This window comes from Pseudonocardia sp. Cha107L01 (genome assembly GCF_052566575.1).
In genome coordinates, this window is sequence record NZ_CP199579.1 from 3,765,726 (window position 1) to 3,776,856 (window position 11,131).

Consider the following 11,131-nt stretch of genomic DNA (forward strand, 5'->3'; position numbering starts at 1 on the left):
TCCAATCGAGGTTGATGCCGCGCGAGAGGCGGATGCGCAGCGCTCGATGACCTGACCGGTCCAGCGGCCCTGGTTGCTCTCGATTTGTGAGTCTTTGTGAGTCAAGGCCTCGAGCCTGGCCGCGAGAATACCGACCTCGCTTTTGGTTCCGCGGCGAACCCCACCAGTCCCATCAGTTTCGCGCACCGGGTTGAGGGAATTACCCGGAAAGCGGGTGTGCGCAGCGATAAATCATTCTTTTTGCCATGCGCATACCGTTAGTTAACCAACGGCTAACCCAGGGTCGGGTATCTGCGGGGCCCCTGTCCGATCCCGGGACCGCAACGGGACGGAGTTACGCCCCGGGCACGCCGCCCGGGCGGCGTGGCCGGCTCGTCGGGCGGGTCGGCTCGGTACAGGTCAGCGCGGCGACCGCGAGGCCGAATGTCATCAGAGCGAACAGTGGTTGTGCCGCGCTGGGCAGAATCAGGGTGAGCATGCACGAGACCGTGACGAACAGGCAGTAGGTGTCGTCCATGGCCCGGCCTCCCCGGAGAGGGCGAGGGCGCGGGACGCGCGGCTTCGGCTCCCCGCGCGCATTGTGGTACCACTCAAGCAGCGCTGAACAGCGCCGATTCGGTGGTGTTGACGCGCCTTTGCTCAGCGGCCTCGCCGGGTCGGGACCGGTCACCTCGAATGGGAGAGGACGACGCTCCGTGGTCTAGTCGGGCTTGTGCGTGAGCTGGTGACGGATTTGCACGGCGCCCGTTAGTTCCTCAGCCCTGCGGGTGATCACGAGCGGCCCGTCCTCGGTGATCGCGATCGTGTGCTCTGAGTGGGTGGTGCGGGAGCCGTCGGCCGAGCGGATCGTCCAGCCGTCCGCGTCGTAGACGACCCGGTTCGTGGTGCGGGCGAACCAGGGTTCGAGCGCGAGCGTCAGGCCGGGGCGTAGGAGCAGGCCGCGCCCGGGACGGCCGTCGTTGGATACGTGGGGATCCTCGTGCATGGTCCGCCCGAGCCCGTGGCCACCGAACTCGAGGTTGATCGGGTAGCCGTGCCGCGCGGCGGCGGCGCCGATCGCGGCGGAAATGTCACCGAGACGGTTGCCCGGCTGCGCAGCGGCGATGGCGGCTTCGAGGGCTTCCTGGCTGGCTCGGACGAGCTGTACGTCCTCCTCGGCCGGGGTGCCCACGATGATAGTGAGTGCGGAGTCGGCCACCCAGCCGTTGATGCCCAACGCCAGGTCCATGCTCAGGACATCGCCGTCGCGCAGGGTGTAGTCGTGCGGGAGCCCGTGCAGGACCGCGTCGTTGACCGAGAGGCAGATGACGTTGCGGAACGGGCCGCGGCCGAAGGACGGGGAGTAGTCCCAGTAGCAGGATTCGGCACCGCGTTCTTCGAGCAGGTGGCGGGCGTGGTGTTCCAGGTCGAGCAGGTTGACCCCTACTTCGGCGCGCCCGGCCAGCTCGGTCAGCACGTGGGCGACGAACCGTCCGGCGACGTGCATTCGCTCGATCTCACCGGTGGTCTTGAGCTCAATCACTGTCACGCCTCCACATCTGGGATAATAATACCGGTATTACTATCACAGGTATGGTGCGGCACGTTCCTGGCCTGAGTCGGCGCGGAACGTGCCGTCCACCCGGGCCCGGCTCAGGCGCTGTCGCCCGTCGCCTCCTGGAAGCGCGCCTCGTCGGGGTTGGAGTTGGGCATCCCGGTCCCGGTGGTGAGCAGGGTGCGCAGGCTGTCGCCCGCGTACAGGCTCCAGGCGCCCGAGCAGGCCTCGTAGCACTCGTGGTCGGGATGCAGACCCACGTGGGTGAACCGGAGCGTGGTCGCGCTGTCGTGCTCCGAGAGCTCGAACCGGATCTCGGTACCGGTCCACTCGTCCGGGTCCGCGACGAACTGGACGCGGCCCTCGATGACCCGCCACACGACCAGCTCGTCGGGGACCATCTCGGTCACTCGCAGCTTCGAGTAGTGCACGCCGGGGACCTCGAAGGAGAACTCGTCACCGACCTGCATGGTGGCGCCCTGGATGTCGGTCATCCACCAGGCCCTCGGGTCGTTCACTGCCGCGAAGACCTCGGCCGGCGGGTTGGCGACGGTGAAGGACGTGGTGTAGCCGTGCTCGGTCATGGCTGCCTCCGTTGGCGATCCGGTTGTCCGGGGAACCCGGTTGACCACCGACGAACGGCGCCGGCCCGGTTCGACATCGGCCGCGGACTTCTTTTCGGTCAGGTCGCCAGGTCGAGCTCACCGAGACGTTCCGCCAGGTAGCAGCGCTCGGCGTCGGTCGGCGCGAGCTCCATCACCTCCCGGTAAGGGCAGTCCGGCGTGCCGCGGCGGTGGGCGTTCCAGCTCTGTAAAACCCGTTTTTGCCCCTGACCAGCGAGGTCATCGCCCGCCGGGCCCCGGATCCGCACGGCTGCCCACGCTGTCGGTCACGGCAACACCGTCGGCGGCCCCGCCGGCAGTCCCGGCGGGTACAAGGGATGCAGCTCGGATGGCAGCGGTAGCTGCTGAGCAACCCTCGGGTTGGCCCGGTCTTCCCGGTTTCGTGTCAGGGTTGGATGTTCTGCAGGTCCTCGAGAAGGCTCGGGTGCGTCGGCTTCCAGCCGAGCACCTCTCGGGTGTGGGTGCTGGATGAGGGCTGGTCGATCGCGAAGATCGGGCCGAGGGTGCCGTAGGTTTCCTGTGCCACCGCCTCGACCGGCAGCCTCAGTCGCTGGCCGATGACCGCTGCGATGTCACGGACGGCGTCGCCCTCGTCGGCCACGGCGTGCCAGGAGGTCCCGGCCGGTGCCAGCTCCAGGGCCAGTCGGAAGAGGACGGCCGCGTCGACGACGTGCACCGCCGGCCAGCGCTGGGCGCCGTCGCCCGGGTAGCCGGACACGCTGGTTCGGCGCGCGATGTCGGTCAGCATGCCGGCGAATCCGCCCTTGCCCCCGTTGTGGACCGTGCGCGGCATGCGCACGGCCGTGCTCCGGACCCCGCGCGAGGCCAGGCCCAGCGCAGCCATGACCGCGCGCCCGCGACCGCCCACCGGCCCGTCGGTCGACGGCGGGTCGGTCTCGGTGGAGACGCGGCCCGGCACGTACGGCGTACCCGAGACCGTGACGAAGGGGCGGTCGCTGCCGACGAGCGCCTCGCTCAGGGTCGCGATGGCGGCACTCTCCTCGGCGACCCCCCGCGCGAGCGCGTCGGCGCTGCTGAAGTCGTTGCCGAATGCCAAGTGGATCACTCCGTCGGCCTGGGCAGTGCCGGCGCGGAGAGTGTCCAGGTCGGCGAGACCTCCCCGGAGGGACTCGGCGCCGGCCGCCTCGACGGCCAGCGTGGACGCGTCGGAGCGGGCGAGCGCGAGGACGGTGTGGCCGTTGCCGAGGAGCTCGGCGACGACGGCGGAGCCGATCAGGCCGGTGCCACCGGTGACGAAGACGCGCATGCAACTCTCCTGGAAGTGATGGGACTCTTGTCCCATGACATTACCAGAGTGATAGGACATAGGTCCCATCACCTATGATGGACTGATGGCTCGCTGGGAACCAGGGGCGCGCGAACGGCTCGTCGTAGCTGCCGTCGATCTGTTCACCGAGCAGGGGTACGACGCCACGACGGTCGCGCAGATCGCCGAGCGCGCCGGGGTCACGAAAAGCACCTTCTTCCGGCACTTTCCTGATAAGCGCGAGCTACTGGTGGCCGGACAGGAGACGCTGAGCCGGCTGCTGGCCGAGGGCATCGCCGAGGCACCGGAGGGCGCTAGCCCGCTCGAGGCGGTCGCTGCCGGTCTCGAGCGCGCATCGAGCGCGATGGGCCCGATGAACCGCGAGCTTGGCCCCCGTCTGAAGGCGGCCGTGGCCACCAGCGCCGAACTCCAGGAGCGTGACGCCCTCAAGAGCGTCGGCCTCGCGGCCGCCATGACAACTGCCCTCGTTGCCCGCGGCGTGCCCGACCCGACCGCACATCTCGCGGGCGAGATGGGTGTCCTCGCGTTCAAGCGAGGCTACGCCGAGTGGTCCAAGGGCGAGCGTGACCCCAAGGACGAGCTTGCGCGGTACACCGCCGCGGCGCTGGACGAACTGCGGGCAGCGAGCACGACGCTGGGCTGACCACACAGAGCTCACCCGCTCATCGGCATGACAGTGGGTTTCGCGCGGGAGGGGACCGCGCGGGAGGGGACTATGCCCGGCTCGGTGTACGGGTCAGGCGCTGCGGCGGGTGGGTGTTCGATTGGTAATCCAGGTGGCGAGTGCCTCGGTCAGGCCGGTGGTGTCGTCGCCGGCCCAGCCGATGTAACCGTCGGGGCGTACGAGGACGGCGCCGGCGGGGAGCTCGGGTGTCGGGTCGGCTTGGATGATGAGGGGGGCGTGCGGGCTGTCGGGCAGCTCGGGCCGAGGCAGGTCGGCGAGCAGGAGGGCGATCGCGCGTCCGGGGTGCAATAGTTCGGCCAGCCGTCGCGGGCCGGCGTCGGTGGCGAGGGTGGTCTCGGGTGCCCGGACGCCCAGCAGCGGGTGCTCGGGTCCGGGTAGCCGGTAGCGCAGGGCCAGCCCGGACATCAGCCCAGATAGCCGCGCGACGACGTCGGGGAGTCGGGCGAGGTCGAGCATGAGTTCGCGCAGGGCGCTCGACTCGGGTGCGACGGGGTTCATGATTGCCCGCTGGGCCAGGGTCAGTTGCAGGACATGGGCGGCGGCCGGGTGTCGTTCGGCGTGGTAGCTGTCGAGCAGCCCGGCGGGGGCGTCGCCGCGCAGGTGGGTGGCCAGTTTCCAGCCGAGGTTGACCGCGTCCTGGATACCGAGGTTGACTCCTTGGCCGCCGTGGGGGGAGTGGATGTGCGCGGCGTCGCCGGCGAGCAGGATCCGGCCGTGGCGGTACTGCTCGACCTGGCGGGTGGCGTCGGTGAACCGGGACCCGGCCAACACCGCGCGCACGTGCACCCGGTCGCCGTGGGTGGCCCGCAACGCGTCGGAGACCTCGTCGTGGGTCACCGGGCCGCCGCCGGTCTCGTCGAGGTCGGCGGTGGTGCGCCCGAACACCATGCGGAACCGGCCGCCCTCGAGCGGGTGCAGCAGCGTCGAGCGGTCGCCGGCGTGGTGTAGGTAGTCAGAAAAGTGCAGGCCCGGAGCGGGGGTGGCCCCGGTGAGCTCCAGGTCGACCACGGTGGACCGGCTGGTGGCGGGGTGCCCGGGGAACGGGATGTCGCACAGGCGACGCACGGTGGAGTGCGCGCCGTCGCAGGCGACCAGGTAGCGGGCCCGCCAGCGGCGGCGCTCGGTCGTGATGTCGACACCGTGCTCGTCCTGGGCGACGGCGACGACCTCGTGACCGCGCTCGACCAGCGTGCCGTGGTCGGTCAGCCGGCGCTCGAGGCGGTGCGAGGTTGGATGCCGCCGGCCCGAGACTGGGGGTTGGGCTGCTCGGCCTTCTCCACCACGATGGTCCTCGCGCCGGCCAGGGCCAGCTCGAAGGCCAGCATCAACCCGGTCGGACCGGCCCCGACGACGAGAACGTCGGTGTCGGTCTCCCCGTCCTCTCGCGGCGTTTCGTGGCTCGTGGACACAGCTGCGCACGGTAGTAGCTGGCCAGCCCCACCCGTTCAGAACCCGCGTCCATGAGACACCTGGGAGATCATCGTCGACCGGCGGAGCTGTCAGATATCGGTCGTCCCGCTCGATATGTCTATGAGATAGGGCGGGTGAACTCGGCTCGCCATCGTGGTGGTCGTGCAGTGTCCTCGGGGCGTTCGATGGAGATCGGGTGCAGGCCGTGGTTGGCGAACGATTCGATCTCGTCTCGGGAGAACGGCCATGGTGGCCGGTTGGGCAGCGGATCGCGGTCCTGGCGCATGTTTTCAATGGCCAGCAGGGTGCCGCCCGCAGTGACCAGGTTCGCCACAGCGGCGATGGCTTGATCGCGCAAGCTGACCGGTAGCGCTTGGATGTTGATGATCTCCACTACCAGGTCGAATGCCTGCTGCCACTCAGGTGGCAGGTGCAGCATGTCGGCGGTGCGGTAGTCCACCGGTGAGTCCGGGTAGCGCTCCTGGGCAGTGCGGATCGCGGTGTCGGAGATGTCAAACGCAGTGGTGCGAAAACCCTGGGCAGCGACGAACTGCGCGTCAACGCCGAGGCCGCACCCCACGACTATCGCGGCCCGCTCGGCGCCCGGACCTTGCGCCTGCAGCCAGTCGCGGAGCAAGGGCAGCGGCTGGGCGCGGTCCCAGGGCATGTTGATCTCGCCGCGCCGACCTCCGGCGTACAATGTCTCGAACCAAGCGGTGGGCTCACCGGCCTGCACAGCTCGGGCAGCCAGGCGAGCGCTCTCGGCGTCCCAGTCCCGAGTCAGAAATGCCGCGTCGCCGAGGTCAACCTCGTCAGCCATGTGTCGCTTCCCCTCACGCTGCCGTGCTCGCCGCGGGGATGCTATGCGGCGTGCAGCCACGGGCGCCGGGGATCAGGTCCCAGCCGGTGGAGAGTTCCTGGCGACCCGGTTGATGTTCGGGCCGGCCCAGCCGCGGCGTCCAAGAAATCTCCCAAGATCCGCTGAGAGTCTGGGCTGGTGCGATCGTCCGGTCGCCCCGGGCGAGGGACGTAGGTGCCGGTGCCCGGTTCGGTTGGCTGGTGGAAGGCGTTCATGACGACGATCAATGGTCTGCCCGCGCACGTGTTGCTGGTGCATGTGGTGGTGGTTCTGATCCCGCTCAGCGCGGTGCTCCTGGTGCTCGTGGCGGTGTGGCCCTCGGCCCGGCGGCGGCTGGACGTGCTGACCGCGGTGCTTGCGGTGCTCGCGCTCATCGCCGTCCCGATCACCACCGCGGCCGGCGACTGGTTGGAGCAGCGGCTGCCCCGTACCCCCTTGCTGCGCGTGCACACCGAACTGGGGGACACGATGCTGCCGTGGGCGATCGCCCTCGCCCTGGTCGCTGTGCTGGTGCTGGTAAGGAGTCGGCGGCTGGCCAGGCGCGCTTCGGCCGGTGGTGAGCCGGCGAACGTGGAGATCAGGGACCCGCACCAGCACCAGCACCAGCGCCCGGGCCGGCGCGAACAGTTGACCGGCATCGCGGTGGCTGTGGTGGCCGTGGCCGTGGCGGTGGGGTCGATGGTCACGGTGTACCGGATCGGGGACTCCGGTGCACAGGCCGCCTGGACCGGACAGTTCAGCGCCCAACCCCTGCCGCACACCAAGGTGCCGGCCGCCCCGAACCGTTGAGCAGTCGGCTGAGAGGGTCAGCCTCGGCCGCCCGTGCACCGGTTCGCGCTCCTGCGAGACCATGGGAGCGTGCCCCCGGACGAAGCGACACCCGTACGGCTGCTGCTGGTCGAGGACGACTCGGAGCTGCGGCGGATGTTGTGCGAACTGCTCACCGGTGAGGGTTACCAGGTCGACGAGGCGGCTGACGGCCAGCGGGGTCTGCACCTCGCGCTGGCCCGGACCTACGACGTGATCACCCTGGACCGGCGGCTGCCTGCGCTGGACGGGCTGGACCTGCTCACCCGGCTGCGCCGCCGCGGCGTGACCACCCCGGTCCTGGTGCTGTCCGCGCTGGGCAACCCGGCCCACCGGGTCGAGGGGCTGGACGCGGGCGCCGAGGACTACCTGGCCAAGCCGTTCGACATCGACGAGTTCCTCGCCCGGTTGCGGGCCCTGCGTCGGCGTCATCTGGACGTCGCGCGCTCGTTGCCGCTCAATGACGGGTGGCTCGACCTGGACACCCGGCTGGTGCACGCCGACGACCGCGAGCCGGTGCGGCTGTCCGAGCGGGAGTGCGCACTGTTGGCCACCCTGGCGAGCAGGCCCGGCCAGGTCTACCCGCGCCGGGATCTCCTTGCCATCGTGTTCGAGGACGCGGCGAGCGAGGTAGTGGTCGACACGTACGTGCACTACCTACGGCGCAAGCTCGGGCGGCGGATCGTCGCCACCGTGCGCGGCCGTGGCTACCAACTCGGTCGGCCGTGAGGTCGCGGCTCCTGGTCTTCGCCCGGCGTCTGCCGGCGCGAGGGGAGTTCGCCACCCTGCACCCTGATCAGTTGCTCGTCCGGCGCGCGGCCCTGCGGATGGGGAGCATCGTGGCGCTCGCCGTGGCCGTCGTCGCGGCGGTGTTGACCGTCGCGGTCCTCTTAGTACTACTGCGCGACCAGCGAGCGGCGGCGTCGACCCTGCTCGCCGACACCGTGGCGCGCGCCGATGACGTCGGTGACCCGCCGTCCGGGATGTGGCTCGCGATCCGATCCGGTCAGGGCACGGCGGTCACCAGGGGCATGCCGCCGGGGTTACCGGATCGCGCCGCGCTCGACCTCGTCTCCCGGACCGGCGGCGTCGATGTCCGTGATGTCCGCCTGGACGGCGCCCGGTTCCGGGTGCGCACCGAGGCCGTGCACGGAGTGGTTGTGCAGGCGATACTGGATCTGGCCTCGGACCGGGCTCAGTCGGGGTCGGTGCTGCGGACGCTGCTTGTGCTCGGTGGGCTCGGGCTGCTCCTGGCCGGGCTCGCCGGTATCTGGGTCGGCCGGCGTGCCGTTCGCCCACTCGCCACCGCGTTGGCCCTGCAGCGCAACTTCGTCGCGGACGCCAGCCACGAACTGCGGACACCGGTCACCCTGCTGCACACCCGGGCCCAGCTGATCCAACGGAGACTCCGCAGCGGACTGACCGACGCCACTCTGCCGAGGGAGATCGACGGACTGGTCGAGGACTCGCGCCGGCTCAACGCCATCCTGGAGGACCTCCTGCTCTCCGTCGACCAGCGCAGCGAACCGCCCACCGCGGTGGACCTCGTCGAGCTCACCGCGCAGGTTGCCGGGTCGGCGGCCAGCTATGCGCACGAGCAGGGCGTCGACATCTCCTCGGCCCCCGGGTCCGCCGTCCAGGTGCTCGGATCAGCCGTGGCGTTACGAAGGGCGATCACCGCGCTCGCCGACAATGCCATCCGCCACGCTGCCGGCTCCGTCTCGCTGTGTGCGAGCGTTGCGGGGCGAAGCGCGATCGTCGACGTGCGGGACGACGGCCCCGGCCTCGAGGTCGGCGTCCAGCCGCTGCACTTCCGGCGGTTCGCGTCCGGACCGGCGACCGAGACCGACGGGCGCCGGCACTACGGACTCGGTCTCGCGTTGGTGAACGACATCGTATCCCGCCATCACGGCACCGTGGCCGCGGTCGCGGTCGATGACGGCACGCTCATCCGGATAACTCTGCCGGCCACTCCCTCGACCACTCTCCCGGCCACTCCCGCGGCCACTCCCGCTCAGCGGGCCGGAAGCGGCGAGTAGCCGACCGCGTCGCGTGGCGTTGCCCCGGCGGACGTGCATCAGGCGATGAGGGCATGGCGGTTGTCGGTGGTGCGGCGGGTGGCCGCGCGGGGCCGAGGGGTGAGGACGGCCGGGCGTGGTTGGGTCGGGTCGACCGGGTCGATGGGGTCGTCCGGGTCCAGGCGGGCGAGCGTGGTGCGCAGGGTGGTGATGGCCGCGGCGAGCGTGTGTTGGTCGGCCGCGGAGAGGTGTTGCCGGGTGGCGGTGCGCTGTTGGACGTCGATCGTGGCGATCGTCCGGTGTGCGCCGCGCAGGGTGTTGAGAGTGCGGTAGTGCGGCAGTGCGGTGAGTTCGGTGAGGGCGTCGAGCCGGGTGTGCAGCTCCCAGGTGAAGCGGTGCAGGGGGAGCGTGCCGGCGGTGTAGGAGTCGATGGTGTCGCGCAGTCCGTCGGTGACGAATCGGCGCAGGGGCGAGTGCGTGAGGGAAGACATCGGTGATCCAGTCCGGAGGGACGGGGGCGTTCCGCGCGCAGGCGGGCACGACCAGGGACACGGGTGATGAACCTGGTCTCCGCGGCACGTTCACACCGAGACCTTCAGTGCTCGGGCCCGAGGGCGACCGGCGGACTACGACACACCGACGCTCGTGGCTGAGCACCGAGGACGATAAGGGTTGAGCGGTGCGGCGGTCAACGAAACCGCGAAACTCGATCCGGCGAACCGGGTCTCGACGCTCGCGCCGCGGTCGTCCGGATCCCGCTGGATGGGGCGACCAGGACTGGCGGCAGAGGGGGCCGGGGCGGGCCTGGGCTCGTCGGCTGGGGTGGTGGCGCGGCGCGGTTGGCGGGGGTGGCGTGGCGCGGTTGGCGGGGGTGGCGTGGCGCGGTTGGCGGGGGTGGCCTGGCTCGGCTGGCTGGGGTGGCCTGGCGCGGTTGGCCGGGCCAGTGCGGGCGGTCGGCTGGGTGGCGTGGCGCCGTTGACCGGGCCCGTGCGGCCGGTCAGGGCCGTGGTCGGGCGCCGGGTCGTGGCCACCGGTCCGGGTGGCCACGAACGTGGCCATGGTCCGTGCGCGTCCTCTGCCGCCCCGTTGGATCGGCGCGTTCGGCGGCCGCCGCGGTGGCCACGGCGATGGCTACGGCGGTGGCTACGGCGGTGGCTACGGCGGTGGCCAGCGCGGTGGTGATGGCCGCCTGGTGGCCGTTCGCCGAGGTCGCTCCGGAGGTCCGCGGAGACCTCCCCGGGGCGACGTCCGACGGCGTCCAGGTACCCGATCCGCGCCGGTGTCCCGGGACCGTGCGGCGCCTGGTCGGCGGTTGCCCGCCACCTTCGCGGTGGGTGGCCCGTCCTGCACCGCGGCCCGGGAGTCGGGCCACCCAGGAGGGCGGCAGGCCGGTGCCGATAGCCGTGCCGGATCGGCCCCCGGGTGGCCTGGCGACCGACCCGCGCGCACGTCCCTCGGCGGTATCCGGGTGCTCGGAGCAGGGTCCGTCACCGAGTCCGGTGCGGGTCCGGCGCGACCGGCTCGGCCACCAATTGCCGATTGAGGTTGGTACTCGCGTGGATCTTTGGTTATCCTCGTCCCAGAGGTCGGCTTACGCCGGTCTCGCCGACCGGCAGTCCCGCCCACTTTGTGGAGTTTGCATCTGGGTGAGACCGCCTCTGCGTGTGTCGTACCGCGGTTGGTGTTGGGCTCGGTCGTTCCTGGGTGCCGTAGTGCCCCGGGGTCTGGTGGCGTACGCCGCGAATGTCTAGACCGCTCAGAAGCAGTGCCCCTCGGTGGTACCCCCGGTGTTGTCCTCCCGCTGGGTGCCGGTGAGGCGCAATCGAAGTTTCTGAGTTCCCCCTGACCTGCGGAGAGACTCTGTGATCGCCTCGGTGGCTTCGACTGGTGGACGGTGCGTTCGCGCC

Annotated in this window: 13 protein-coding genes; 4 read left to right on the top strand and 9 right to left on the bottom strand. The window is 70.7% G+C overall.

The annotated features are described in order from the left end of the window. Positions 1–334: 334 nt before the first annotated feature. The 5 genes from ACTXG6_RS17865 to ACTXG6_RS17885 all read right to left on the bottom strand — a co-directional run bounded on the left by ACTXG6_RS17865 (position 335) and on the right by ACTXG6_RS17885 (position 3,424). Positions 335–517, bottom strand: coding sequence for a hypothetical protein (locus ACTXG6_RS17865; protein ID WP_445188941.1), 183 nt, complete (start codon positions 515–517; stop codon positions 335–337). Between the two features lie 183 nt (positions 518–700). Further along, complete coding sequence (gene map, locus ACTXG6_RS17870; protein ID WP_445190038.1) at positions 701–1,522, bottom strand: type I methionyl aminopeptidase; 822 nt, start codon at positions 1,520–1,522, stop codon at positions 701–703. Positions 1,523–1,632: 110 nt separating this feature from the next. Beyond that, positions 1,633–2,118 (bottom strand): SRPBCC family protein, encoded by a 486-nt coding sequence (locus ACTXG6_RS17875; RefSeq protein WP_445188942.1) that lies wholly within the window; start codon positions 2,116–2,118, stop codon positions 1,633–1,635. Between the two features lie 98 nt (positions 2,119–2,216). Further along, the gene (locus tag ACTXG6_RS17880) at positions 2,217–2,405 is read right to left on the bottom strand and encodes a hypothetical protein (RefSeq protein WP_445188943.1); all 189 of its coding nucleotides are present in this window, start codon (positions 2,403–2,405) and stop codon (positions 2,217–2,219) included. Between the two features lie 137 nt (positions 2,406–2,542). Continuing rightward, complete coding sequence (locus ACTXG6_RS17885; protein WP_445188944.1) at positions 2,543–3,424, bottom strand: SDR family oxidoreductase; 882 nt, start codon at positions 3,422–3,424, stop codon at positions 2,543–2,545. 85 nt (positions 3,425–3,509) lie between these two features. Here ACTXG6_RS17885 and ACTXG6_RS17890 point away from each other — a divergent pair, with 85 nt between their 5' ends. Then, positions 3,510–4,088 (top strand): TetR/AcrR family transcriptional regulator, encoded by a 579-nt coding sequence (locus ACTXG6_RS17890; RefSeq protein WP_445188945.1) that lies wholly within the window; start codon positions 3,510–3,512, stop codon positions 4,086–4,088. 93 nt (positions 4,089–4,181) lie between these two features. Here ACTXG6_RS17890 and ACTXG6_RS17895 read toward each other — a convergent pair whose 3' ends face one another. The 3 genes from ACTXG6_RS17895 to ACTXG6_RS17905 form a co-directional block, all read right to left on the bottom strand. Continuing rightward, positions 4,182–5,336: an FAD-dependent monooxygenase gene (locus ACTXG6_RS17895; RefSeq protein ID WP_445190039.1), complete on the bottom strand. Its 1,155-nt coding sequence runs from the start codon at positions 5,334–5,336 to the stop codon at positions 4,182–4,184. Continuing rightward, a complete protein-coding gene (locus ACTXG6_RS17900; RefSeq protein ID WP_445190040.1) occupies positions 5,333–5,539 on the bottom strand; it encodes an FAD-dependent oxidoreductase in 207 nt (68 codons plus the stop codon). Before ACTXG6_RS17900 ends, ACTXG6_RS17895 begins: the two co-directional genes overlap by 4 nt. A 119-nt stretch (positions 5,540–5,658) precedes the next feature. Continuing rightward, on the bottom strand, positions 5,659–6,276 hold the full coding sequence (locus ACTXG6_RS17905) for a class I SAM-dependent methyltransferase (RefSeq protein WP_445188946.1): 618 nt from the start codon (positions 6,274–6,276) through the stop codon (positions 5,659–5,661). Between the two features lie 303 nt (positions 6,277–6,579). Between ACTXG6_RS17905 and ACTXG6_RS17910 the strand changes: the two genes are divergently transcribed. The 3 genes from ACTXG6_RS17910 to ACTXG6_RS17920 all read left to right on the top strand — a co-directional run bounded on the left by ACTXG6_RS17910 (position 6,580) and on the right by ACTXG6_RS17920 (position 9,245). Beyond that, complete coding sequence (locus ACTXG6_RS17910; protein ID WP_445188947.1) at positions 6,580–7,188, top strand: DUF2231 domain-containing protein; 609 nt, start codon at positions 6,580–6,582, stop codon at positions 7,186–7,188. 69 nt (positions 7,189–7,257) lie between these two features. Beyond that, the gene (locus ACTXG6_RS17915) at positions 7,258–7,935 is read left to right on the top strand and encodes a response regulator transcription factor (protein WP_445188948.1); all 678 of its coding nucleotides are present in this window, start codon (positions 7,258–7,260) and stop codon (positions 7,933–7,935) included. Further along, the gene (locus ACTXG6_RS17920) at positions 7,932–9,245 is read left to right on the top strand and encodes a sensor histidine kinase (RefSeq protein ID WP_445188949.1); all 1,314 of its coding nucleotides are present in this window, start codon (positions 7,932–7,934) and stop codon (positions 9,243–9,245) included. The genes ACTXG6_RS17915 and ACTXG6_RS17920 overlap by 4 nt, the downstream gene beginning before the upstream one ends. Positions 9,246–9,283: 38 nt before the next feature. Here the strand turns inward: ACTXG6_RS17920 and ACTXG6_RS17925 are convergent, their stop codons facing one another. Then, on the bottom strand, positions 9,284–9,715 hold the full coding sequence (locus ACTXG6_RS17925; RefSeq protein ID WP_445188950.1) for a hypothetical protein: 432 nt from the start codon (positions 9,713–9,715) through the stop codon (positions 9,284–9,286). Positions 9,716–11,131 lie beyond the last annotated feature (1,416 nt).